The organism is Ructibacterium gallinarum, assembly GCF_014982785.1.
GTDB classification, from domain to species: domain Bacteria; phylum Bacillota; class Clostridia; order Monoglobales; family Monoglobaceae; genus Ructibacterium; species Ructibacterium gallinarum.
The window spans coordinates 228448-251625 of record NZ_JADCKB010000001.1; the positions used below are offsets into that span (position 1 = coordinate 228448).

Annotated in this window: 30 protein-coding genes; 16 read left to right on the plus strand and 14 right to left on the minus strand. The window is 39.4% G+C overall.

Annotated elements, in window-relative coordinates:
* The 12 genes from INF28_RS01060 to INF28_RS01115 all read right to left on the minus strand — a co-directional run bounded on the left by INF28_RS01060 (window position 1) and on the right by INF28_RS01115 (window position 10060).
* Window positions 1–474 carry a flavodoxin gene (locus INF28_RS01060; protein WP_226391607.1) on the minus strand — a complete coding sequence of 158 codons (474 nt, stop codon included), beginning with the start codon at window positions 472–474 and terminating at the stop codon, window positions 1–3.
* On the minus strand, window positions 467–910 hold the full coding sequence (locus tag INF28_RS01065) for a cupin domain-containing protein (protein WP_264175635.1): 444 nt from the start codon (window positions 908–910) through the stop codon (window positions 467–469). The genes INF28_RS01060 and INF28_RS01065 overlap by 8 nt, the downstream gene beginning before the upstream one ends.
* Window positions 911–935: 25 nt before the next feature.
* A complete protein-coding gene (locus INF28_RS01070) occupies window positions 936–2381 on the minus strand; it encodes a flavodoxin (protein ID WP_226391608.1) in 1446 nt (481 codons plus the stop codon).
* An 11-nt stretch (window positions 2382–2392) separates the two neighbouring features.
* The gene (locus tag INF28_RS01075; RefSeq protein WP_226391609.1) at window positions 2393–3031 is read right to left on the minus strand and encodes a flavodoxin; all 639 of its coding nucleotides are present in this window, start codon (window positions 3029–3031) and stop codon (window positions 2393–2395) included.
* A gap of 26 nt (window positions 3032–3057) precedes the next feature.
* Complete coding sequence (locus INF28_RS01080) at window positions 3058–3600, minus strand: flavin reductase family protein (protein ID WP_226391610.1); 543 nt, start codon at window positions 3598–3600, stop codon at window positions 3058–3060.
* Between the two features lie 23 nt (window positions 3601–3623).
* Window positions 3624–3977, minus strand: coding sequence for a MerR family transcriptional regulator (locus INF28_RS01085; protein WP_226391611.1), 354 nt, complete (start codon window positions 3975–3977; stop codon window positions 3624–3626).
* 92 nt (window positions 3978–4069) lie between these two features.
* The gene (locus INF28_RS01090) at window positions 4070–4960 is read right to left on the minus strand and encodes a LysR family transcriptional regulator (protein ID WP_226391612.1); all 891 of its coding nucleotides are present in this window, start codon (window positions 4958–4960) and stop codon (window positions 4070–4072) included.
* Window positions 4961–5140: 180 nt separating this feature from the next.
* Complete coding sequence (locus INF28_RS01095; RefSeq protein ID WP_226391613.1) at window positions 5141–5812, minus strand: DUF4405 domain-containing protein; 672 nt, start codon at window positions 5810–5812, stop codon at window positions 5141–5143.
* Between the two features lie 12 nt (window positions 5813–5824).
* Window positions 5825–6865 (minus strand): aldo/keto reductase, encoded by a 1041-nt coding sequence (locus INF28_RS01100; protein WP_226391614.1) that lies wholly within the window; start codon window positions 6863–6865, stop codon window positions 5825–5827.
* A 4-nt stretch (window positions 6866–6869) separates the two neighbouring features.
* Window positions 6870–7439 carry a sugar O-acetyltransferase gene (locus INF28_RS01105; protein ID WP_226391615.1) on the minus strand — a complete coding sequence of 190 codons (570 nt, stop codon included), beginning with the start codon at window positions 7437–7439 and terminating at the stop codon, window positions 6870–6872.
* A 21-nt stretch (window positions 7440–7460) separates the two neighbouring features.
* Entirely contained in the window at window positions 7461–8870 is a 1410-nt protein-coding gene (locus INF28_RS01110; RefSeq protein WP_226391616.1) for a flavodoxin, read from the minus strand.
* A gap of 26 nt (window positions 8871–8896) precedes the next feature.
* Window positions 8897–10060, minus strand: a complete 1164-nt coding sequence (locus INF28_RS01115) for an iron-containing alcohol dehydrogenase (RefSeq protein WP_226391617.1) — start codon at window positions 10058–10060, stop codon at window positions 8897–8899.
* Between the two features lie 252 nt (window positions 10061–10312).
* On the opposite strand from INF28_RS01115, the gene INF28_RS01120 reads away from it, so the two are divergent.
* From INF28_RS01120 to INF28_RS01195, 16 genes are all read left to right on the plus strand, one after another.
* Window positions 10313–10519 (plus strand): helix-turn-helix domain-containing protein, encoded by a 207-nt coding sequence (locus INF28_RS01120; protein ID WP_226391618.1) that lies wholly within the window; start codon window positions 10313–10315, stop codon window positions 10517–10519.
* A 24-nt stretch (window positions 10520–10543) separates the two neighbouring features.
* Complete coding sequence (locus INF28_RS01125) at window positions 10544–11149, plus strand: hypothetical protein (RefSeq protein ID WP_226391619.1); 606 nt, start codon at window positions 10544–10546, stop codon at window positions 11147–11149.
* A gap of 27 nt (window positions 11150–11176) precedes the next feature.
* Window positions 11177–11755, plus strand: coding sequence for a GNAT family N-acetyltransferase (locus INF28_RS01130; protein WP_226391620.1), 579 nt, complete (start codon window positions 11177–11179; stop codon window positions 11753–11755).
* A complete protein-coding gene (locus INF28_RS01135) occupies window positions 11740–12276 on the plus strand; it encodes a flavodoxin domain-containing protein (protein WP_226391621.1) in 537 nt (178 codons plus the stop codon). The genes INF28_RS01130 and INF28_RS01135 overlap by 16 nt, the downstream gene beginning before the upstream one ends.
* A gap of 49 nt (window positions 12277–12325) precedes the next feature.
* On the plus strand, window positions 12326–12826 hold the full coding sequence (locus tag INF28_RS01140; protein ID WP_226391622.1) for a GNAT family N-acetyltransferase: 501 nt from the start codon (window positions 12326–12328) through the stop codon (window positions 12824–12826).
* A 57-nt stretch (window positions 12827–12883) separates the two neighbouring features.
* Window positions 12884–13393, plus strand: a complete 510-nt coding sequence (locus INF28_RS01145; RefSeq protein ID WP_450099715.1) for an N-acetyltransferase family protein — start codon at window positions 12884–12886, stop codon at window positions 13391–13393.
* The gene (locus tag INF28_RS01150) at window positions 13356–13775 is read left to right on the plus strand and encodes a nuclear transport factor 2 family protein (protein WP_226391624.1); all 420 of its coding nucleotides are present in this window, start codon (window positions 13356–13358) and stop codon (window positions 13773–13775) included. The genes INF28_RS01145 and INF28_RS01150 overlap by 38 nt, the downstream gene beginning before the upstream one ends.
* Window positions 13776–13785: 10 nt before the next feature.
* A complete protein-coding gene (locus tag INF28_RS13055) occupies window positions 13786–14784 on the plus strand; it encodes a DUF6054 family protein (protein ID WP_404815129.1) in 999 nt (332 codons plus the stop codon).
* Window positions 14785–15016: 232 nt separating this feature from the next.
* The gene (locus INF28_RS01160; protein ID WP_264175651.1) at window positions 15017–15454 is read left to right on the plus strand and encodes a GNAT family N-acetyltransferase; all 438 of its coding nucleotides are present in this window, start codon (window positions 15017–15019) and stop codon (window positions 15452–15454) included.
* Window positions 15455–15477: 23 nt separating this feature from the next.
* Window positions 15478–15633: a DUF3658 domain-containing protein gene (locus INF28_RS01165; protein WP_226391626.1), complete on the plus strand. Its 156-nt coding sequence runs from the start codon at window positions 15478–15480 to the stop codon at window positions 15631–15633.
* A gap of 116 nt (window positions 15634–15749) precedes the next feature.
* On the plus strand, window positions 15750–15893 hold the full coding sequence (locus INF28_RS01170) for a hypothetical protein (protein ID WP_226391627.1): 144 nt from the start codon (window positions 15750–15752) through the stop codon (window positions 15891–15893).
* A 111-nt stretch (window positions 15894–16004) separates the two neighbouring features.
* Window positions 16005–16208, plus strand: coding sequence for a helix-turn-helix transcriptional regulator (locus INF28_RS01175; protein ID WP_226391628.1), 204 nt, complete (start codon window positions 16005–16007; stop codon window positions 16206–16208).
* Window positions 16205–16636 (plus strand): hypothetical protein, encoded by a 432-nt coding sequence (locus tag INF28_RS01180; protein ID WP_226391629.1) that lies wholly within the window; start codon window positions 16205–16207, stop codon window positions 16634–16636. Before INF28_RS01175 ends, INF28_RS01180 begins: the two co-directional genes overlap by 4 nt.
* Window positions 16637–16651: 15 nt before the next feature.
* Window positions 16652–17359 (plus strand): ABC transporter ATP-binding protein, encoded by a 708-nt coding sequence (locus INF28_RS01185; RefSeq protein ID WP_226391675.1) that lies wholly within the window; start codon window positions 16652–16654, stop codon window positions 17357–17359.
* A complete protein-coding gene (locus tag INF28_RS01190) occupies window positions 17352–18926 on the plus strand; it encodes a hypothetical protein (RefSeq protein WP_226391630.1) in 1575 nt (524 codons plus the stop codon). The genes INF28_RS01185 and INF28_RS01190 overlap by 8 nt, the downstream gene beginning before the upstream one ends.
* 37 nt (window positions 18927–18963) lie before the next feature.
* Complete coding sequence (locus INF28_RS01195; protein ID WP_226391631.1) at window positions 18964–21324, plus strand: M13-type metalloendopeptidase; 2361 nt, start codon at window positions 18964–18966, stop codon at window positions 21322–21324.
* A 251-nt stretch (window positions 21325–21575) separates the two neighbouring features.
* On the opposite strand, the gene INF28_RS01200 is transcribed toward INF28_RS01195, so the two are convergent.
* Both INF28_RS01200 and INF28_RS01205 read right to left on the minus strand, forming a co-directional pair.
* On the minus strand, window positions 21576–22337 hold the full coding sequence (locus INF28_RS01200; RefSeq protein WP_226391632.1) for a 4Fe-4S binding protein: 762 nt from the start codon (window positions 22335–22337) through the stop codon (window positions 21576–21578).
* Between the two features lie 89 nt (window positions 22338–22426).
* Window positions 22427–23095, minus strand: a complete 669-nt coding sequence (locus tag INF28_RS01205; protein WP_226391676.1) for an NADP-dependent oxidoreductase — start codon at window positions 23093–23095, stop codon at window positions 22427–22429.
* Window positions 23096–23178: the final 83 nt, after the last annotated feature.

Here is a 23178-nt window from a genome sequence, read left to right on the forward strand (position 1 = left end):
TTAAATAACAACATTTAACCAGTTTGCTATTTCCGCATCAGAAACATGATTCAGTATTCTTCCGGGTTTCCAGTTTGCGTCTTTGCAAAGTCGCTTTAACACATCAGCGGTTTTTCCCATACCACTGCCTCCGGAAGTAGCGAAAGGGATCAGCGTTTTCCCTGAAAAGTCGTAACTTTCCAAAAAAGTGTTGATAATGGTCGGCGCTACATACCACCAAATCGGAAACCCAATAAATACGGTGTCGTATTCTTCCATATTGGATACTGTTTCTGCAATCTCAGGCCGGGAATCCGGATTATTCATCTCAACCGAACTGCGGCTTTTTTTGTTTGTCCAGTCAAGGTCAGAGGGGGTATAGGCAACTGCGGGCTTTATTTCAAATAAATCCGCATTTGCCGCACTTGCTAACCGTTTTGCGGTGTTTTTTGTGGTTCCGCTTGCAGAAAAATATGCAACTAATATTTTATTCATTTTCATTTTCCTCCAATTTGTTATATTTTTCATCGCTTACGGGTTCACACCACTCATTGGAAGTGCTTTCTCCGGGAACCTCTATCGCGATATGTGAAAACCAGCTGTCTTTTTTTGCCCCGTGCCAGTGCTTTATTTCAGGCGGGATGGTAATTACCATTCCGGCATGAAGAGAAACGGGCTTTTTATTTTCTTCCTGATACCAGCCTTCGCCGGCAGTGCAGATTAGAATCTGTCCGCCGCCTTTTTTTGCATGGTGAATATGCCAGTTATTGCGGCAGCCAGGTTCAAAGGTTACGTTTGCAAGAAAAACCGAGGTTTCCTTTGGATTGGTTAAAGGATTCAGATAAGAATTACCAACAAAATATTTTGCGTATGCTTCGTTTAAATCACCTTTTCCAAATATATTTTCTTTTTCAAATTCCTTAAAAGACAAATGTTTTATACCATTTTCTGCCTTTCTATTTAATATTGTTCTTCTCAAGCCAGTCTGTAATATCTTCCGAAAGCTGAGAACCTCCGGAATAGTGAATTGACAGCGCTTCTCCCATTACAGCATTGGGGACCAGTTTGGATATTGCGGTTAAGCTTTGTCCGAAACGTCCGCCGCCATGTGAACAAAATGGGATAATCGTCTTACCCGTAAAATCATATTCTTCAAGGAAAGATGCAACAGGCATTGGTATTGATGCCCACCAGTTCGGGTATCCGAGCATAACGGTGTCATACTCATCCATATTTTCCACATGACTTGCAAGCTCCGGTCGTGCTTGCTCATTTTGATCCTGCTGTGCCTGGTCCAGGACGGTGTTGTAATCGCTGGAATATGGATTTACCATTGTGATTTCAAACAAATCCGCTCCGGTCTGACGCTGAATCTCTTCGGCAGCACCTTTTGTATTACCGCTCCAGGAGAAATAGGCGATAAGCATTTTTCCTCCATCACTGCCGCCGGGAACCTGGGTGGAAGTACCGGATATACTTCCGGCTCCTGCCGCCGCATTCAGAACCAAACGGATACCGATATTAAAGCTTGCTTTGGTTTGTTCCATTGTAGCTCTGTAGGCTGAACGCATATTCTTGGCAAAGTCATTCCATCCGCCGCCGCGATAAACCCTTAGCGTTCCCGATTCAGGCCCATAAGGATCGGTTTGTGCATCTTTGGGATATTCTCCGTAATAATCCCAAACCCATTCTGATACGTTTCCGTGCATATTGTAAAGTCCATAAGGATTTTCAGAAAAGCTGTCCACTGCTACTGTTGTTTGGCGGTATTCTCCCGGCTGTACTTGTAAATTGCCTTGAGAAAAATAGTTATCTTCTATTTCATACGGATAATGTCCGTAATAATTTGCATCGTCTGCACTTGGTGAATTTTCCATGTAAAACGGGGTAGAGGTGCCAGCACGGCAAGCATACTCCCATTCAGCTTCGGTAGGCAGTCGGTATCCGTTTGCGCTTCTATCCCATGAAACAGTCTGACCATCCACTGTATAAGCCGGCGTTAAGCCTTCTTTTTCGCTTTGGGCATTGCAATAAATAATAGCGTCCATCCATGAAATTGTTTCAACTGGCAAATCCTCACCTTGAAAATTACTTGGATTTGTCCCCATAATTTCTTCGTATTCTTTTTGTGTCAGCTCATATTTGCTCATATAGAAGTCACTTACCGTTACTTCGTGTAATGTTTCATCTTCACTGCGCCATGCTTCAGATTCCGGACTGCCCATTTGAAATGATCCGCCTTTTATGAGAACAAAATCATCTGAAATATTTCTGCTGTCTTGATTTGTAACCATATCAGCTGTTTGATTTGCGGGGTCTCCATCCGGAGCTTGCTCTGTGCCGCACGCGGCAAGCACAAATATAAGAAGCAGGGATAACATGAAAGATATATATTTTTTCATGAAACAACCTCCTAATTTGCAGTTTCGATATTCTCTAACCATTCACTGACAGCGCTGTCAGGATTTGAAGCTGATCCGCCGCCAATGTGAAGCCCCTGAGTTACATCGGCGTTTGGCTCAAGTTCTTTTATTTCATTTACAGTATTTGATAATCCGCTGCCTCCACTTGTGCAGAATGGGGCTACCGTTTTACCGGAGAGATCATAGTTATCAAAAAATGTATAAAGAATCATAGGCATATCTCCCCACCAGTTGGGATACCCAACATAGATAACATCATAATCTGCAATATTTTCAATGCTCTCTGAAATAACAGGCCGTGCATTTTGTTGTTGTTCTTCTTGTGCAATATCTAATACAGTATTGTAATCATCACTATACGGTTCGCTCGGAACAATTTCAAAAATATCAGAATCTGTTTGAGATTGAATTGATTTCGCTACATTTTCCGTATTCCCTGACCATGAAAAGTAGACAACCAAAGATTTTGCATCTTCTGCAGGTTCGATTGCATTTTCTCCTGATACCTCTAAAGATGTGTTATCAGCCGGCGTCAAAGAAGGTTCTGTATTTGGCGCATTGTCATTACCGCATGATGCTAATGACATAAGACCAATGATCATTATCATGGATAAAAAGATTTTTTTCATAATAGAGACTCCTTTCAATATTCTTTTTAGTCTTTCATCTGCATACAGTTTCCTATAATTTCTCCTGTACGGAGATACTGATATGTTGGCATTTCAAACAAAACCGGCTTTAATATATCATAGCTTATTCTATCATTCTCATCTAAGACAGAATCCTCTGCATGAACAGCAACGATTTTGCAAATAAAACTCTCAAAGCCGGGTGTTTTATAAATGTCATCAACCATGCACTCCATTACAATTGGTGAATCTTCAATGATTGGTACTCCGGTTTCCGATAATTGGTATTCGAAAACAGAGGATTTATCTACTTTAGCACCGCTTACAGTTCCAACATAGTCCGCTTTTTTAAGCATTGCCTCACTAACAATATTCACGCTTAATGCATTTGTATCGTGAATTCCCTTGTTTGTATAGTGAGTATCGCAAAGACTTATCATAATTCTGTCATGTCCGATAATTCCAAGATGTCCTACCAAAGCATAATTTGGTTTTCCTTTTACCATTGTACCGACCACAACAAGAGGTGTCGGATAAAGCGCTAACTTTGTTCCTAAATTCTTTTTCATTTTGATTCCTCCTTGTAATTTGTTTACTTTTGACTATTCCTTTGCATTTCAAATCGAAGATAATCCAATCGATCTAACTGTTTCTCTTTAAAGTGAATTTCATCAAGAGTGCCGTTCCTTTTTTTGTTAAGCATTTCTATTCGTTCTTTTTGCGTGGAATTTTCCTCCAAAAGCAAACGCATATATTTTTCTACTTCCTCATTCGTAAAGCCAATATCATGAAGTGTCATAATCGTACTCAATCGTTCTATGTCACTTTTATCATACTGCCAGGAACCCATTACTTTTTTTACTTCACCACACAAGCCCCAGCTCTCATATTCCTTCAGAATTTTAATTGGAATATTATATTTCTTGCTTGCTTCATTAATTGTCATTTCAAACTTCCTTTCCGACATAAATAAAAAATAAAGGTATCCGCTGTTAGGATACCTTTATTATACAATCTTTTTTCTGTTATGTCCAATACTTATAATTTATTACCAGTTATGCTTTTTAAGTATCGCGATGCGAAATTGATAAAAGCAGAGGTTGTAGCAGAAAATATCTGCTCTTTTTTCCATGCTAAAGCCGTTGAAACTTCTAAAACAGGGTGCAACGGTATAAAACTCAGATTCTCGTAAGTACAGTTTAATTTTATGCTAAGCATTACGCCTATGTTTTCTTTAGCTAACACGGCTTCGTTATAGGGCAAATTAGCAGTCGCTGTAATTTTTACCTGTTCTCTATAATCACCCAACCACCTTCCGATGCGGCTTTGATTGAAATCACCCGTTGCAGTAACAAGCGACATTCCAACTAAATCTTCAGGTCGTATACTTTTCTTTTCATAAAGTGCAGAATCGTTCTGGACAAAAACACCCCACTGCTCTTTAATCGGCATATTGACAAAGTTATATTTACGCATATCAATAGGTTCTGACATTAGCCCAATATCTAAAAACCCCCTTTCAATATAGTCCCTAATGTTTCCCGCATTTCCACTATATACCTCATATTTTACATTTGGATATTTTTGACGAAATTCTGAAATGATTTTTGCTAAATATTCTGTGGAACGAAATTCCCCGCTGCCTATTGAAATTGTGCCTGAAAGCGTGTCATCTTTTTGCAGAAAATCTCTCTTAGTTTTATCTGCCAAAGATAAAATTTCCTGCGCTCGGCGTTTTAATATCATTCCATCTTCTGTTAAAATGATATTATGATTGCTCCGAACAAACAGCTTAACTCCCAGTTCCTGTTCCAAATCAGCAATTTGCCGTGACAATGTCGGCTGTGTAACATGAAGAATATTTGCAGCTTTTGTAAAGTTTTCTTCTCTTGCAATGGCTAAAAAGTAATTGAGTACACGAAGTTCCATGCCTTATCTCCTTAATTATATTTTTATACATTATATCAAAAATTATATAATTTTCAATATCTATAACTATATTATGCCTTTTATGTATTGAAATCAAATATACATTAGATTAGAGAAATACGGTATATTCTCTGAAGAGAGAGTATACCGTATTAAAAAACATTTGATATGTTTACACTGCTATTTCGTTTTACGGCTTTTTACGACTTTTAATATCCAATGCGCGCTAAACATACACAAAACTGCAATTGCTATAACATCAAGATAGAAATATAATTTTGGCTCCGCGTAATCTAAGAAAACAAATTCACTTTTTAAAAACATATACTGTAAAAAATCTCTTTTAATCAATGCGTATATTCCATACATAGAAGCCGCCGCTGTGCAGATATTAAGTGCAGTACATCGGATATTTGACACAGCTTTTATGTTTCGTTTTTTTCGTATAACACTTAATATTACAGAAATATGCTGTCCTATATGAAAACCCATCAGGATAAATCCCCAATAAGCGCTTAGTATATGTAATTTGCGGGCAAAAGCCATACCTCCGTTTATAGGCAAAAAAGCAAATACATGACGGGAAATAACGATACTGCTGTATATCTGCATAAGCATAATTAAAAACAGAGCAGTATCCGTAATAAGGCTAAAAACCCGCACGGCTGACATTCTGCCTTTGAATAATGTTTTATACCAGTTTCGATTTAAAATATGGTGCAAAAAGTAGAGAATAAACATAGCTGCTCCAAACCATTCATGCGCTGTTTCTCCCCAAAACTGATACCCCATTAAAAGCATCAGAGCAATCGTCATAAAGATGTCTATTACTCTCCTGGCTCTTTGTTTCACGCGCCCACCTCCTTAAATAGTCTGATTTCCAACAGACCAAACGTGTGGGTCCTTTGCGGAAGCCTTTGTGTTTTGCGCCATGACACCCACAAGCCTGTGCGGCACATACGCCTCCTCAAGATAGACTCGTTCTTCCTCGCTCAAGGTCAGTTCCACGGCCTTTATTGCGCCCTCAACATGCGACGGCTTTGTCATACCGACTACCGGAGCGTCAACCTTTGTCAAAAGCCACGCAAGAGAAATTTCTGTCATTGATACTCCGTGCTTTTGTGCCAGCTCTCCCACACGATTGATAATGATGCGGTCCTGTGTTTCGGTCGCGGCATATTTTAGCTTTGCGTAGCTGTCCTCCATCAAGCGTTTGGATGTTTCATCCGGATATTTTGAAAGTCTTCCGCCTGCCAGCGGGCTGTATGGCGTGAGTGCAATATTTTCCTCTTTACAGTAGGGAACCATCTCACGTTCTTCCTCACGGAAAATCAGGTTGTAATGCCCCTGCACAGATATAAACTTTGCAAAACCCTCCTTTTCTGCCAGTGCGTTTGCCTTGGCAATTTGCCATGCAAAACAGTTTGAAATACCGATATACCGCGTTTTTCCTGCTTTTACAACAGCGTTGAGACCTTCCATAATGTCATAGAGTGATGACTGATAGTCCCACATATGATAGATATACAAATCCACATAATCCATGCCAAGATTGGCAAGGCTTCTGTTTATGCTGCGCTCAATATGCTGCTTAGCAGTGATGCCTTTTTCAATTTCTTCTTTTGTCCGCGGCAGAAATTTAGTTGCAATTACAACATCATCACGTTTTGGGGCATAATCCCATAAGGCTCTGCCTAAGTATTTTTCGCTTGTGCCGCTTTGGTATCCGATTGCCGTATCAAAAAAATTGATTCCATGTTTAAGTCCCATGCGTATGATCTCCCGTGAATGTGTTTCGTCAAGTGTCCAGCTGTGCTGACCGTTATTCGCGTCGCCGAACCCCATACAGCCCATACATACGCGGGATATTTTTAAATCTGAATTTCCTAATTTTATATATTTCATAATTTTACACTTCCTGTCTTTCCATTACGCGGCATGGTACTCCGTATGCGACGGAATTATCCGGGATATCGTGTGTAACAACGCTCCCGGCGCCGATCGTAACATTATTTCCTATTCTGACACCGGGAAGAATGATACTTCCGCCGCCGATCCAGGTGTCGCTTCCAATGCTGACCGGTTTTGTGGATGTGACCAGCTTCCCTGACTCGGTGTATCTTTCGGAGCCGTTTTTAGGATGAACCGCGGTGTAAATTTTTACATCCGGCGCAAGCAGTGTCCGGTCGCCAATTATGATTTTATTCGCGTCAAGCAGAGTACAATTCATATTGATAAAACTATCTTTTCCAAGATAAATGTTGCAGCCATAGTCAATACAGAGAGGCTGATTGATGCGCGCTCTTTCGCCCAAAGCTCCAAGCATTTTACAAAGGATATCATGCTGCGATACAATATCATCCGGTTCAATACGGTTAAATTCCCACATCATCCGCTTTCCGCGCATGTGTAAATCTTTGATGTCCGTATCTGCACAATCGTAAGAAAGGCCTGTCATCATTTTTTCTATTTCCGTCATAAATCAAAATCGCCTGCCACTTCAATATATTTCTGCATATATCGTTCCTTCTAAAAATTCTACATATTCCGCTCCTGATTCTATACTGCCTAACGGAACAAGGTCATCTGAATAGCTCCAATTTTGATAGAACAGCGCAAGGTTACCCCACGGTGCGTAAAGCGCAAACGTTCCCGGCTCTGGCTGACAGCCTGCCGCCTCTTCATCTTTTACAAGCTCATTATCGAGATAGGCGATTTTTTCGGTATTGTTATAGTCTTCAAAAACAACCGTCATAGGTAACTTTGAAATAAAATCATCAGCTGTTTTGTTATTTTCCATAGCAATGATTACTTCTTTGTCCTCCCAGGAAAGACGTATTTTACGTTCCTCTGATATTTGAGAGGTTTCGTTTGTTTCATTATTTTCATAACCGTTTTCCGTCATCCATTCTTTCGCCTGTTCCGCCGTTGTCGAGCTTGTTCCGCGTAAGCCTTCTTTTACGTCTGCGTTCGGGCAGGCGCTTTTGATTGCTGAAACGGAGGCGGATATGCCGCTGCCGCCGCTTGTGCAAAACGGCAGAATGGTTTTACCCGATAAATCATATGTCTCTAAAAAAGTATTGATAATTCTCGGCATCGTACCCCACCAAATCGGGTAACCTAAGAATATGGTATCATACGTTTCTATATTTTCTATTGTTTCTGATATTGCCGGGCGGCTTGTTTCGTCCTTCATTTCGATATTAGCACGGCAGTCATCATTGTTATAATTTAAATCTTCTGTTGTGTAAGGTTCCTGAGGGATAATTTCCCACAAGTCGGCGTCTGCCGCCTGGGCTATGGTCTGCGCCAAAGCCTTGGTGTTGCCTGTAGCGGAAAAATGCACCACAATTGCCTGCGATTGCGTGTTTTCCTGTGTATCCGCCGGATTATCAACTGCCGGCTGTGAGGTTGTATCCTCTTTTTCAGCGTTTTTTGTTATGGTAACCGTCTGGGCATCGCCATTCCACTCAACCGCAAACTCAAAACTTTCTGAGATAAACCGGATCGGAAGCATAGTGCGGTCATTGATGGATACCGGCGCGACATCAAGGGTTTGCGCTTGGTCATTGAAATACGCTGTAGCAATGTTTAACGTCAAACGAATTTCATCTTCGCCATAAGTCAATATTGCCGTTTGGGTTTCTTCGTTCCAGCCAACCGTTCCGCCCATTGTTTCAATCAGAGAACGAACGGGGATAAGTGTTCTGTCATTTTCAATAACAGGAGCCGTTCCGCGTCCCGGATCAATTTCTGCTGTACTTCCGTTTACGGTCATGACAGGGTTTCCGATTGTCAAAACGATCACGGTATTATTTTCTTCCTCTATACCCTGTGCGGCGCAGCTGGTTGTAAAGCACATGGTAAAAATACAGCATAGAACCAGTAAAACCGATAACATTTTTTTCATGATAACTTACCTCCTGACTTTAAAAATCAATAGCAGTTTTTTAAGACGGTTAAAATATCATTTTCGTCCATTTGTTTGTATCCGCCGCCCTGTATGGTGGATTTCGCGATAAGAGGCAGCATTTCTTCCGTTGCGCCAAGCTCACGCAGAGACGAAGGAAGTCCAAGCTCTCTGATAAAATTACTAAGTTTTTCAATACCTGCCATTGCCGCTTCCTCTTTGCTTAACGTATCCGTATTGACATCCCATACGTTTTTAGCGAAACGGACAAATTTGTCAATGCCGAATTTATAAATATACTTATAATACGCGGTTGAAATGGCCGCAAGTCCCGCGCCGTGCGCGCAGTCTGTATACGCCCCAAGCTGATGCTCTATCATATGCACTTCCCAGTCCTGCTCCTTTGAAAGCCCTGTAATCGTGTTTAATCCAATGGTGGCGCACCACATGATGTTGCTTCTGGCCTCATAATCCTCTGGATTTTTCAAGGCGGCACGTGCACTGTGTGTTAAAGACCGGAGTACTCCCTCAATCACATAATCGGTGGTATTGTCATCTGTTCCGGAAAAATACTGCTCCAAAAGATGTGAGAAGGTATCAAAAATACCGCTTGCCATCTGATATTTGGGGACAGTGTAAGTGTACTCTGGATTTAGGATTGAGAATTTTGGATAGACGTTGGGCGGATACACTCTGCCGTTTTTCAGCATTTTCTCCTCATTGGTAATCACCGAACCGCCGTTCATTTCAGAACCGGTGCCTGCCATGGTTAGGACAGCCCCTACCGGAACAATTTCATTGTCAACTTCTTCATAATCAATCCAATATCTCTGCCATGGGTCGCCTTTACAATATGCCGAAATGGAAATGGCTTTCGCACAATCAATGACGGAACCGCCGCCTACCGCTAAAATTAAATCCGCATGATTTTCCCGTACAAGCCTTGCGCCCTCCATCATCTGCTTATAGGAAGGATTGGATTTTATTCCCGCAAGCTCTACAATCTTTTTGCCTGCTTCATTTAGGATTTTGATCATTTTATCATAGAGCCCGCTCTTTTTTACAGAACCTTTTCCATACACCAAGAGCACTGTGTCGCCATAATTTGCAAGCTCGGAAGAAAGGTTCTCAAGCGCCGTTTTGCCAAAATAAATTTTGGTGGGGTTAAAGTAGGTAAAATCAAATTTCATGTTTTTCATCCTCCATATATAAATTTAATGTTGTACCATTTTTATAATAAAGATCATACTTATTTATCTATTTATATTATAAGCTGCTTCAGTTGAAATGTCCAATACTTATAATTTATCATGAGATATGCTTTTTAGTAATTTACATTAGAAAAAATTGTTGAGAAAACTGCAAAACTCGTGAAAAGTCTTGAAACAGGCTTCATAAAATAGTATAATACATATAAGGAATAGATCATGGAGGATTGCTGTATGATGGTAAATTATAAGAAATTGTGGATTATGCTTGTAGAAAAAGGCATGTCTAAAGTTTCACTTAGACATGCGGCAGGTTTTTCTTCTTCAACACTGACCAAATTGAACAGAAATGAGCTTGTTGCCTTATCAGTTTTGGTAAATATTTGTCATGTTTTAAAATGTGATATTGGTGATATTATGGAAGTTGTTCCAGAAGAATGAAAAATACAATGATGGAGGTGTAGCATGAAGAAATTATGTTCCCTTTTATTTTCGTTGGTAATTATAGCAGCTATGACAGGATGTGATGCAATATCTATTGGAATGATTGGCGGCTCAGATGGCCCCACAAATGTGATTGTAAGCTCTGGAAAAGAATCAAAGTATCGTTCGGAAAAAGAACCGGTAAAGGTAGTTAAGGTAGGCGGATTCTTGTATTATGAAACAGGTGAAGACAACGATATAAGCGGCAGATGCGGAACTTTGGACGGCCACTTTGCAAAAGCGGCAGAAAAATATGAAATCCCTCAAAATGATAATGAGTCCAATTTTGAACTAAATGATACAAACTGCAGCGGATACCAAATCGGTATGGCAGAAGATACTATCGAAATACCCATTGAGAATGATTGGGAGATTTTTAAGAAGTTATATGATCCGGAAAAGGACCTTTCACAGTATAAATTCATTATGAAAGTTGAAGGCAAAACAGAGTATTCTTTTGGGGATGCGGAATATATTGTACTTACTAATGACTTGGACATTACGGCGAATGATATAGCAAAGTCCTATCTCAGTTCACAGTCCGCAGATGTATTGGATGTTTATATTGTGTCTATGGATACGGATTAAAGCATCATTTAAAACATGGAGGGAAATATGATTGAAACGAAACGCCTTATACTTCGTCCTTTCTTGGAAAGCGACGCAGAAGATGTATTGGAATATTTAAAAAAGCCTGCTGTTAACTGTTTTGTCAGCATGAAACTTGATTCTTTGGAAAAAGCCAAAGAGGAAATGAAAAAACGCGCTGTAGAAACCGAGTATTATTTTGCCATTGTACTAAAAGAAACGGGCAAAGTAATTGGTGAAATAGACGCTTACCCGGAGCGAGGCAAGCCGCATGATACCACCGCTCCTCTTGACGCTTTCAGTCCCTGCTGGATGCTAAACAGAGCTTACCAGGGTAAAGGATATGCATATGAAGCAGCATGCGCTTTCTTCGATTATTTGTTTCGGGAAAAAGGAGCAAGGCGCGTTTATGCCTATACGGAGGATTATAATTTGTCAAGCCAAAAACTGTGTGAAAAACTAGGTATGCGAAAAGAAGGCATGTTTTTGGAATTTATATCTTTTGTGAATAATCCAGACGGCACGCCCCACTATGAAAATACCATTCAGTATGCAATTTTAAAAAAGGAATGGCAAGGCGGTGTAAATAAATGCAAAACAAAATAATTGTTCTATATAAATCTGAGTATGGCTTTACCAAACAGTATGCACAGTGGATTGCGGAGAAACTACAGTGTGATTGTGTAGAGATTAGCGCAGTTGATTTTAATAAAGATTACAAAACTATTATTTTCGGCGGCGGATTATATGCCGGAAAAATCAACGGTATTAAAACGCTGATAAAGAATTACGATAAAATCAAATATAAAAAAATAATTGTGTTTACGGTTGGCGTAGCCGATGTGAACGACGCAGAAAACATTAAGAACATTGTATCTTATGCAAAAAAACAAATGCCCGAAGAAATGTTTTCTAAAATAAAGCTGTTTCACTTTAGAGGCGGTATGGATTATGGGAAAATGTCTTTTATTCATCAGTGTATGATGTGGTTTATGAAAACAATGCTTTCTAAAAAGCCGGAAAATGAGAGAAGCGACTCTGACCAGGCAGTGATAGAAAGCTACGGCGGAAAGTTTGATTTTTCCGATAAGAATACGATTAATGATTTAGTGAGGTATTGTCTATAAAATCAAAAAAATCATAAGTTTAGCATGATACGTATTGGAGGTGTTGGTTTTGAATATAGAATTAAAGAAATGGTCCTTTGAAGATAAGGAAAGCTTAATAAAAATTTGCAATGAAGTTGACAGAACATATTTAGCAAACAGACTGCCCTTCCCATATACAGATGAGTCGGCTGATTGGTGGCTTAATATGGTGAAAAATCATGATGGCGTGGATAGCGTCTTCCGTTTAATAATAGCTGACGGAAGACCCGTCGGAAGCATTTCTGTTGAACCTAAGAATGATGTGTATTGCAGGGATGCTGAAATAGGTTATATGCTGTTGAGCGATGAATGGTCAAAGGGTATTGCTACAGAAGCAGTAAGGCAAATCTGTGAAATAGCTTTCAACAAATTAAATATTATAAGAATCACCGGCTATGTTTACGAACCCAACACTGCTTCAAGACGTGTACTTGAGAAAAATGGTTTTCAACTTGAAGGGATTATGAAACAGGCTGTTTCAAAAAACGATAAAATATATGATCTCTGCATTTATGGGAAACTGAAATAAGCTATATTTAGATACTATAGAAAGGCAATTTATATAATGGAATATTTAATTCGGCCTATGAAACCGGATGAATATGGTTTGCTTGAAGATTTTTTATATCACGCCATATTCATTCCGGATTGGTATAAAGATCCCGTACCCAGATCGGTTATATATGAACCGGAGCTATGGTGCACGATTGAAAATTTCGGGCAGGATAAAGATGATTTCTGTCTTGTTGCAGAAGCGGATGAAAAAATAGTGGGTGCAGTTTGGGTACGTACATCAAAGCAATACGGTCATATTGATGATAAAACTCCTTGCTTTTCTATTTCTTTGTATCCTGAATATCGAAATCAAGGTATTGGTACAGGGCTGATGAAGAAGATGATAAAGTTTTTGACAGACAAAGGATATAAAAGGGCTTCTTTATCCGTACAAAAAGAAAATTATGCCATGGGCTTATACAGTAAATTGGGGTTCGAAACTGTAAAAGAAAATAACGGAGAATGTGTTATGGTAAAAAAACTAAATTCACCGGAGGAATACCATGAATATCAGAGAGCAAAAAATCAGATTATGGTTTGATATGTGGCTTCAAAAAAATGACCTTGGAATTTTAGATTTATTTTCGGATGATGCTGTATATATTGAAAGCTGGGGACCTGAATATAAAGGCGCAAAAAAGATAAAACACTGGTTTGATGAATGGAACACACGCGGAACAGTTTTCGTATGGGACATTAAACAAATGATTCATACCGAGGATAAAACGATTGTAGAGTGGTACTTTGAAAATAAGATGAATGATGGAAAAGTTGAAGCATTTGATGGAGTTTCCCTTGTTCGTTGGTCAAAAGATGATGAAATAGAATTCCTCAAGGAATTCGGATGTAATTGTAATCGCTATGACCCGTACAGAAACGGAGCTACTCCGGAATTTTCAGGAGAATCATCTATGTGGTTTTAAGGAGGAGAAAATGAGCTTTGCGATAGATGAGTGGGTGAAAAAGTACATATCAGCAGTGCAAAAGCAGTTTCACGATAGAATATGGTTTCTTGGGCTTCAGGGAAGCTATGGACGCGGTGAGGCGACAGACCAAAGTGATATTGACATGGCACTGATTTTAGATTCTGTGTCAATAGAAGATTTAGACATCTACAGCAAAATACTTGATGCTCTCCCAAACCGGGATAAGGTATGTGGATTCGTTTCAGGCAAAAATGAATTGCTTTCATGGGAGCCGGCAGACCTGTTCCAGTTTTATTATGACACGACCCCCATACTGGGATCATTGGATGAACTTTTAAATAATATCCATGAGGAAGACATCCGGCGTGCAATTCGGATAGGTGCCTGCAACGTGTATCATATGTGCGTACATAATTTAGTGCACGAGAAGAGCGAAGATATATTAAAAAGCCTGTATAAATCAGCCTCCTTTACCCTGCAGGCAATTGCATTTTTGAATACAGGTCGGTATAAAAAGAAAAAGGCACAGCTTCTTCCTCTTTTGAATGATAAAGAAGAACTTGTTTTAAGAACCGGTATAGAGTTAAAAACAAAGAAAAGCTGTCAGAGCAAGAATTTAGAGATTATTCTAAGTTATTGCTCAACTGGGCATCGAAATGGATTTGTGAGGAGTGATATTATGGCGAAATTAGAACAAACAGTTTATGGTGATTTTGATCAGATACTTAACAAAATTGAAACTGGTATCTTAAACGGCAGTATGTCGGCGTCGCTTGAGGATTCCAGCGATTTTGAAAGCGGCAGCACACGGTGCAGCGTCCGTGTTTTTGAGCGTTACAGCTGGACTGGCTCAAACCGTGTAAGCCTAAGCGTTACCCTGTTTCAAGGTGATGACGGTATGATTCATCTTTCAGCAATTACCGCCGGCGGAAGTCAGGCAATGTTTTTTAAGCTCAATATCTTTGGCGAAGAAGCGTTTTTGGATAAGCTGAGAGAGCTTTTGTAATTTATATGAAGTGAAAAAGGAGTATTACATATGCCGGTTTCAAGTATAAAAGCAACATTTGATTGTGATATTCAAAGAGTGTGGGATATCGTTACAGATGATAGAATCCTGTGTATTTAAAATACCACTTCTCCACCTGTGAGCGTGAATTTTTTTAGGCGTTTCAAGCCATGCGGTGGATATATTCCGAAAAAATCCAGTATAAAATGGGTTTGGAGTGATCTTGGTGGAAATGAAAGAAGTAAAAGAAAACAAAAAACAATATCTATCTCTTCTGCTTTTGGCAGATGAGCAGGAGAACATGATTGACCGTTATATTGAAAAAGGAACCATGTACGTACTTAACGATAACGGCGTAAAAAGCGAGTGTATCGTTACAGATGAGGGATTCGGAATTTTAGAGATTAAAAACATTGCAACAGTCCCGACACATCAAGGAATGGGCTATGGCAAAGCCTTGATATCATTTATTGCAGATCACTATAAATTAAAATATGATGTTTTGCAGGTTGGGACAGGAGACGTTCCGTCTACCATAGGATTTTATAAGGCATGCGGATTCGAGTATTCCCATAGACTCAAAAACTTTTTTACCGATAATTATGATCATCCTATCTATGAAGACGGGGTGCAATTGGTTGATATGATTTATTTAAAAATGAAGCTATAAATCAGAATGATTGGAGGTAAAGTATGGCATCTTACGGTCAAAAACTTCCCGTTAACTATTATGCCTTATCTTTTCACTGGCAGAAATTAAAAAAAGAAAATGCACCGCTTAGAGCTATGGTTAACCGTCAGCTTGTCAATGTTTCAGAAATTTTTATGATTCGTTTATTCAAAGCCTGAAGATCCTTCTTATCACAGAATGCTAAGAAAAACTTCGCGTGCTGAACAACGGCTTAAAGTATAATGGGGTTTCTATTTTGGGATTGTAACCTAATTGATTAAAAGGAGTGTTTGCATTGAAAAAAGTAAAAATAACGGTTTTAAAAACCACTTTGGACTGGATAGCAGATACAAAAGGTTTCTATCAGCCTGTATACTGCTTTGCGTTACAAATAGGTGAACAGGAAACTATGAAAGATTATGTTCTTGCTTTCAAATAACAGCTTAATCTTTTGTTCGTTTTATGGAAAGTATACTTGACATTTCTCCTCTCGCATGATATACTAAGCATACGGAAAGTAAACTTTCCATATGCTTAAAGGGGGGAGAATATGAAAAACCGACTGGAAGAGATCAGAAAAAGGCAGGGTATTAAACAGGAAGAGCTTGCGGCAGCCCTTGAAGTCTCAAGACAAACCATCGGATCACTTGAAAACGGCAGATATAATCCTTCCATAATCTTGGCGTTTAAAATCGCAAGATATTTCAATATGAAAATTGAAGATATTTTCATTTATGAGGAGGATGAGCAATGAACAAGAAGGCAGGAATGTATATAACATCTGTTATAGGCATTATTTTGCTTATAGCAGGGCTGATGGTGTTAAAATTTGTGGAAGAACCAACAGGATTTGTTCGTGTTTTACCATACATATTCATTGGTGTGGGATGCGGTCTTTTCGGACATGGCATGGGTGAAATTGCAAGCGGACGATTGCTTAAAAACAGTCCGGATATTGTAAAACAAATGGAAATAGAAAAAAATGACGAACGGAATATTGTGCTTGCAGCCCGTTCCAAGGCAAAAGCTTTTGATATGATGACCTTCGTATATGGCGCATTGATGCTCTCTTTTGCACTGATGCAGGTAGAGCTTGCGGCGGTGCTGCTGATGGTAGCGACATATTTGTTTGTGGAAGGATATGCAATATTTTGCCGATTTAAGCTTGAAAAGGAGATCTAATCAATGGATAACAATATAAAATTTACCATAGAGCATTTATCAAAAAGTTTTGAGAAAAAAGAGGTTTTAAAGGATATAGATTTTACCTTTGAAAAAGGAAAGATTTATGGTTTGCTGGGACGAAACGGCGCAGGTAAGACCACACTGTTTAACTGCTTAAACCGTGATTTAAAGGCGGACGGCGGAGACTTTTTCTTTGAAGAAAACGGGCAACGCCGAGAGGTAAAGGCAGATGACATCGGATATGTTCTCTCTACCCCTACGGTGCCAGAATTTTTGACCGGGCGGGAATTTTTGAAATTTTTTATAGATATTAATGAAAAGTCAATTACAGATAAAAAGTCTATTGATGAATATTTTGATTATATGAGCATTGCACCTGCTGACCGTGACAAGCTGTTAAAAGATTATTCTCACGGAATGAAAAATAAAATGCAGATGCTTGTAAATATCATAGCAAGACCGAATATTCTGCTTTTGGATGAACCGCTTACTTCTCTTGATGTGGTGGTTGCGGAAGAAATGAAACAATTGCTAAGAAACTTAAAACAAGAGTGTATTATTATTTTTTCTACGCATATTCTCGATTTGGCGCTTGATTTGTGTGATGAAATCGTACTGTTAAGCCATGGAGAACTGGAACTGGTTGAAAAAGTGAATCTTGGTAATAAGGACTTTAAGGATAAGATCATTGAAGCATTGCGGGAGGACGGGAATGAATAAAACACTCAAAATCTCCTTTGCGCTGAAAAATACATACCGTGTAAACAGTATATTATACGCTTTAAAGCAGATGCTGATTTTAAAAAAGATATTGCCTTCTGCATTATACGGTGTAAAGGGTTTAAAAATATTTGCAAATATTCTGTCGGTTATATGGGAATTTCTTTCAGCCTTCCTGGGAAAGCTCATTTATCTTTTCTGTATTTATGGGGTTATCTTCTTCGGATATGACGGATATTTAAATAAAAGCGAATTGTTTTTGCATATGCTTTTGTTTCTCACCGTCATAGGAGCATTTTTAAATACCAATTTATTTAACCCATCAAAGGAAAAATATTATGCGGTATTTTTGATGCGCATGGATACAAAGCAGTATGTTTTAATCAACTACGGCTACGCCATTTTAAAAGTGATAATTGGTTTTTTGCCTTTTATGATTTTAATGCGACCGCTTCTAAATGTTCCGCTATGGCTGAGTATTGTATTGCCCTTTTCCATTGCGGGGCTGAAGCTTTTTGTTGCCGCCTCGTCGCTTTGGGATTATGAAAAACGTGGATTTGCGTATAATGAAAATAGGCTCGGAAAATTTTTATGGGCGTTTGTGGCTTTGATGGTTATTCTTTCTGGCGGACTGCCGGCGGCAGGTTTAGCAATTCCAAAGACTGTAAGCACAATATTGTTTATCGCCTTTGTACCTATGGGGATGATCGGTGCGGTAAAGGTCATAAGATTTGATGAATATAAAGCGGTATTTCAGGATTTATTTTCACAGACGCAGCCGTTTACCGATAAAAAAACACAGGCTTTAAGAAAGCAGTCAGAAAAACATATATCGACTGACACAAGCATAACAAGCAGCCGCAGAGGATTTGAATACTTAAATGAGTTATTTATCAAAAGACATAAGGATATTCTTTGGAGCGCGTCAAAGATGATTACATATGTCTGTATTGTATTAACCGTTGGAGCTGTAATAGCCTCTTATCTGTTCCCTGCGATTAAGGAAACAACGAATCATTTGATTTTAAACTGGCTCCCGTATTTTGTGTTTATTATGTATTTGATAAACCGCGGAACGGGTTTTACACAGGCATTGTTTGTAAACTGCGACCACAGTCTTTTGACATACCCGTTTTATAAACAGCCGGGAATGATTTTGAAATTATTTGCCATTCGCCTAAGAGAAATTATGAAAATCAACGCACTTCCGGCTTTGGTTATCGGTGCGGGACTTGCGCTTTTGCTGTTTGTAACGGGAGGAACGGACAATCCGCTGAATTATGCAGTTATCATTGTATCAATTTTGTGTATGAGCGTCTTTTTCTCGGTACACTACTTAACGATATATTACCTGATGCAGCCATATAATGCCGCAACGGAAATAAAAAATGGTATGTATCAGGTTGTAAAAATTGCAACATATTTTGTTTGCTACTATATGATAAAAATCAGAATGCCTACCATTGTTTTCGGTACGCTTACCATTATATTCTGCGTTTTATATTGTATGATTGCATGTATATTGGTTTACCGCCTTGCACCGAAAACATTCAGGTTAAGACAGTAAAAATCATATAAATATGTTTAGAATAGGAGAGATGAAAATGAAGAAAAAAATGATTTCAATTGCACTTTGTTTGCTTATGCTTGCAAATATGCCGGCAGTATTGGCGCAGGATAACGGTTCATCGAATGATTATGCTTCAAGGGGCGAGGTTGCACAGATGCTTTTAACTGCAGCAGATGACTATAATCCTGATGTTATGAAAGAGGATATTATCAAGGGATATGAGGACGGACAGCTTCATGAAGATTGGTCTGTCACCCGCGCGGAGGCGCTTGTGATGTTAAAGCGTGCATTCGGAGAACTTCCCGAACCCACAGGGTATAACAAAACGGTGGCACTTCCGGCGGAAAGCTTTTCTGATATTCCCGAATGGGCAAAAACAGAGCTTAGCGATGTGTTTGACGCAGGGATAGTTGCAGGAACCTCCGAAGGCATTTTCTCACCTGACGAGAGCGTGACGAAAAAACAAATGGAATTATTTATTGAGCGTGTGTATTCCCTGTTCGGAACAAATTTAAAGGATGACTTTTATGCGGCTGTTAATAAAGATACCTTAAACAGCCTTGAAATACAGCCGGGAAGAGTGATGAGCGGAACGCTGTATGATTTGCAGGATAAGAGTACGGAAGATGTAAATACGATTCTTGCTGAAATGATAGGCAAAACCTTTGAAAAAGGTACAAAAGAGCAGAAAATTGCAGATTTTTATCAGAGTGTTGCCGATATGGATTCAAGAAACAAAGAAGGCATAGAGCCTATTAAGCCATATCTTGAACTGATAGACAGTGCACAAAATATTAATGATTTGATTAAAGTACAAAGCACTGTTTCAAAAGATTTGTTTGTTGCACAGTTTATGGGATTTGGTCTGACGGTAGATTTAAAGGACAGCAACAGCTATATGCTGGTTTTCTCAGTATCTTCTCCGACACTTCCCAAGGATACCTGCCTAAACGGAACCGAGCAGCAGATAAACGCTTATTTAGAATATATTAAGACACTGTATATGCTTGGCGGTGAAACCGAAGAGGATGCTGCAAAAAAAGCAAATCAGTATTTTGAGATGGAAAAGCTGATGGCGCAGTCTATGCTTGATGCCGCAGATTCCGGAAATGTTGACAAGGTATACAATATCTATACCATGGATGAAATAAAGGCAATGTTCCCGGAAGTTGACATGGATACGGTTTTTGCCGATTCAGGTCTTAAATTAGAAGATGATATCATTATCGGGGATACCGGCCTTACAAAAGCATATGCAGAGTATTTTAATAATGATAATATCGACACATTAAAAGCTGCCGCAAAACTTTCGCTTCTTCAAGGCTGGGGAGGGGCGTTTAATCAGGAATTTATAGATGCGTCAGATAAATTCAACCAGGATTTTATGGGCGTATCGGGGAGCTATACACCGGAGGAACGCGCTCTTCTTACGGTACAGAACACCATGCCTGACTATATCGGAGAACTCTATGCCGAAAGGTATTTTACCCAAGAGGCAAAGCAGGATGTTGAAAAAATGGTACAGGATATTATTGCGGTCTACAGAAACCGCATACAAAACCTTACCTGGATGAGCGATACAACCAAAGAAAAAGCGCTGAAAAAGCTTGAGACTATGAATATAAAAATCGGTTATCCCGATGAGTGGGAAACGGCCATAGATAATGCAGAAATAAAATCCACAACTGACGGGGGCAGCTATTTTACAAATATGCTTTCCATACTCGCAGCGCAAAAAGAAGAAGCCTTATCACTCCAGGGTACGGCTGTTGATAAAACACAGTGGATGATGTATCCGTTTACCGTGAATGCCTGCTACAGTGCAACACAAAATGACATTACCTTCCCGGCGGCAATTTTGCAGGCGCCGATGTATGACGTAAATGCCTCCTATGAACAGAATTTAGGCGGAATCGGCTATATCATTGCCCATGAGATTACCCACGCATTTGACAATAACGGTGCAAAGTTTGACGAAAACGGAAACGCCGCCGACTGGTGGACTGAAGAAGATTATGCAGCATTTCATGCGCTTTGCGAAGATATGATTGCATTTTATGACGGTGAAGAAGGCATACCGGGAATACCAATGAACGGAACTCTTACTTTAAGTGAAAATGTTGCGGATAACGGCGCTGTTGCGTGCATTACCGAAATTGTTGCGGGACTTGAAAATCCTGATTTTGAAACCCTTTACAAGAGTATGGCAAACTGCTGGGCATCGGTAGCAAACCGTGCATATTATCAGTATGCGGCGCAGGCAGATGTGCACAGCACAGATAAATTAAGAGTAAACAGAGTTTTGGTAAACTGTGATGAATTTTTTGAAACATTTAATATTGGAGAAACCGACGGAATGTGGGTTGCTCCGGAAGACAGAGTTAAAATCTGGTAAATTAAAAAAAGATAGCAAAATTGTAAGATGAAACATCTTACGGCAAAATCATAAAAGTATAAAAAGCCGATAATTTGAGGTTTGTCCTCAGTTATCGGCTGTTTTCATATACAAAAATTGGTTAAAAGGTACATATACATTAACCTTTTTTTATTGGACACTTTTATCAAGCTAAAAGTGTCCAATAAAAAACAACCCATTTAATCAAAGTAATGGATTGTCTTTATAAAATGATTTACTAATATTAAGCGTTAGAGGTACAATTCACAGTTTTTGCGTTCAGAGCAGACATTCTTCAGCATTACATTAACGGCAGCGAGCATAATATGGCTTATCTTTCTTGCGGACTGCGGACAGATGGATACACATCGCATACATGATATACATGCACTGCGGTTTACTTTTTTGGGATTATCTTTATCAATAGCTAAAACAGGACATTTCTCAGCGCACAAACCGCACTTTATGCAGTGTTTTGATGCCTTTGGGACCATGCCCGAACCACTTCTTTTTTTATATGGGTGGTTTCCGGGAACTGTGGGTTCCGTATCGTTTTCATCAGACAGTTTTGACTGTATTTTTCTGGTAAATTCAACAAGCTGTGCACGGTCTTGCTCATCCGGACGACCTGATGCATATCGGCGCGCAATAGAATGTTCTGCAACAGCAGCAACGGCAGAAATATTGCGAAATCCGGACCGTTTTGCAGTGTCCTGTAATTCAACTAATGTATCTTCGTAAGCACGGTTACCGTAAACACAAACAAGAACAGCTCTGGCTCCGTTTCCTTTTATGGCAGCTATCCGTCTCACCGCAGGTTTCGGCACGCGCCCACCATAAGACGGCACGGCAATAACCGCAACATCGTCTTCTGCGAGCAAAATATCAGAAAATTTATTTTTTCTATCTGTTAAATCAACAAACAGTACATTTTCTCCAATTTCGTTTGCCAAAATATCGGCTGCTTTTTTGGTCCCACCGGTAGGACTAAAACAAATTTCATAAAGTTTCATTATACAATTCCTCCGGTTATTATTTTATCAATTCCAGTATTAAGCATAGTTTACCTCTTTCTTGTCAGTAGTTTGTATTAGTAAAATCTTCATTGCATTTGTATGAGTACTTTACCGTCTGTATGTCCTTGAGCTACAAGCCGGAGAGCATCATTTGCCTGTTCAATGGTAAAAGTATGGGAGTCTATCCTGGGAACAATATGATTTTGTTCCACAATTTTTGTTATTTTCTGAAGTTGTGCACCATCAGAACGAACAAACATAAAACGATATTCTTTTTCCTGATTTTTTGCAGATTTGTCATATTTAGCACCTGCTAATGAAAACAAAATACGTTTGAAAAAAGGAAAATGGTTGCGTACAGCATATTCCTTATTGGGGCTTGTACGCAGGCTCAATAGCCGTCCGCCTGTTTTCAATATAGACAATTCGTGTTCAAATTCTCCGAATCCGAGGGTATCAATAACGTAATCTACATCGGAAAGAAATTCCCAGTAATTCTCTTTTTGGTAATCAAAATATTGATCTACTCCGGCCGAGAGAAATAATTCCTTGGCGCGTTTATTGCCTGAGATGCTGACATGAAGCCCTAACGCCTTTGCAATAGGAACCGCTATCTGGCCAAAACTGCCGGAGCCGCCGGAAATAAAAATGGTTTCCCCCGGCTTTGCTTCCAATTCCTCTGTTATTCCCTGCCATGCAGTTAAAGCGGTTAAAGGTATTGCGGCGGCGGTGGTAAAATCATAACCGGCAGGCATTTTTGAGATAGCAGCTTGATCTATCGCAACATACTCCGCAAAGGCCCCAATTTTAGAAACAGGCAAACGGGCATAAACTGCAT

What these genes read in the sequence shown, in the direction of transcription:
- INF28_RS01060 (WP_226391607.1), bottom strand. Translation starts at nt 474, where the DNA reads ATGAATAAAATATTAGTTGCATATTTTTCTGCAAGCGGAACCACAAAA.
- INF28_RS01070 (WP_226391608.1), bottom strand. Translation starts at nt 2,381, where the DNA reads ATGAAAAAATATATATCTTTCATGTTATCCCTGCTTCTTATATTTGTG.
- INF28_RS01075 (WP_226391609.1), bottom strand. Translation starts at nt 3,031, where the DNA reads ATGAAAAAAATCTTTTTATCCATGATAATGATCATTGGTCTTATGTCA.
- INF28_RS01080 (WP_226391610.1), bottom strand. Translation starts at nt 3,600, where the DNA reads ATGAAAAAGAATTTAGGAACAAAGTTAGCGCTTTATCCGACACCTCTT.
- INF28_RS01085 (WP_226391611.1), bottom strand. Translation starts at nt 3,977, where the DNA reads ATGACAATTAATGAAGCAAGCAAGAAATATAATATTCCAATTAAAATT.
- INF28_RS01090 (WP_226391612.1), bottom strand. Translation starts at nt 4,960, where the DNA reads ATGGAACTTCGTGTACTCAATTACTTTTTAGCCATTGCAAGAGAAGAA.
- INF28_RS01100 (WP_226391614.1), bottom strand. Translation starts at nt 6,865, where the DNA reads ATGAAATATATAAAATTAGGAAATTCAGATTTAAAAATATCCCGCGTA.
- INF28_RS01105 (WP_226391615.1), bottom strand. Translation starts at nt 7,439, where the DNA reads ATGACGGAAATAGAAAAAATGATGACAGGCCTTTCTTACGATTGTGCA.
- INF28_RS01110 (WP_226391616.1), bottom strand. Translation starts at nt 8,870, where the DNA reads ATGAAAAAAATGTTATCGGTTTTACTGGTTCTATGCTGTATTTTTACC.
- INF28_RS01115 (WP_226391617.1), bottom strand. Translation starts at nt 10,060, where the DNA reads ATGAAATTTGATTTTACCTACTTTAACCCCACCAAAATTTATTTTGGC.
- INF28_RS01120 (WP_226391618.1), top strand. Translation starts at nt 10,313, where the DNA reads ATGATGGTAAATTATAAGAAATTGTGGATTATGCTTGTAGAAAAAGGC.
- INF28_RS01125 (WP_226391619.1), top strand. Translation starts at nt 10,544, where the DNA reads ATGAAGAAATTATGTTCCCTTTTATTTTCGTTGGTAATTATAGCAGCT.
- INF28_RS01130 (WP_226391620.1), top strand. Translation starts at nt 11,177, where the DNA reads ATGATTGAAACGAAACGCCTTATACTTCGTCCTTTCTTGGAAAGCGAC.
- INF28_RS01135 (WP_226391621.1), top strand. Translation starts at nt 11,740, where the DNA reads ATGCAAAACAAAATAATTGTTCTATATAAATCTGAGTATGGCTTTACC.
- INF28_RS01145 (WP_450099715.1), top strand. Translation starts at nt 12,884, where the DNA reads ATGAAACCGGATGAATATGGTTTGCTTGAAGATTTTTTATATCACGCC.
- INF28_RS01150 (WP_226391624.1), top strand. Translation starts at nt 13,356, where the DNA reads ATGAATATCAGAGAGCAAAAAATCAGATTATGGTTTGATATGTGGCTT.
- INF28_RS13055 (WP_404815129.1), top strand. Translation starts at nt 13,786, where the DNA reads ATGAGCTTTGCGATAGATGAGTGGGTGAAAAAGTACATATCAGCAGTG.
- INF28_RS01160 (WP_264175651.1), top strand. Translation starts at nt 15,017, where the DNA reads ATGAAAGAAGTAAAAGAAAACAAAAAACAATATCTATCTCTTCTGCTT.
- INF28_RS01165 (WP_226391626.1), top strand. Translation starts at nt 15,478, where the DNA reads ATGGCATCTTACGGTCAAAAACTTCCCGTTAACTATTATGCCTTATCT.
- INF28_RS01175 (WP_226391628.1), top strand. Translation starts at nt 16,005, where the DNA reads ATGAAAAACCGACTGGAAGAGATCAGAAAAAGGCAGGGTATTAAACAG.
- INF28_RS01180 (WP_226391629.1), top strand. Translation starts at nt 16,205, where the DNA reads ATGAACAAGAAGGCAGGAATGTATATAACATCTGTTATAGGCATTATT.
- INF28_RS01190 (WP_226391630.1), top strand. Translation starts at nt 17,352, where the DNA reads ATGAATAAAACACTCAAAATCTCCTTTGCGCTGAAAAATACATACCGT.
- INF28_RS01195 (WP_226391631.1), top strand. Translation starts at nt 18,964, where the DNA reads ATGAAGAAAAAAATGATTTCAATTGCACTTTGTTTGCTTATGCTTGCA.
- INF28_RS01200 (WP_226391632.1), bottom strand. Translation starts at nt 22,337, where the DNA reads ATGAAACTTTATGAAATTTGTTTTAGTCCTACCGGTGGGACCAAAAAA.
- INF28_RS01205 (WP_226391676.1), bottom strand. Translation starts at nt 23,095, where the DNA reads ATGCCTGCCGGTTATGATTTTACCACCGCCGCCGCAATACCTTTAACC.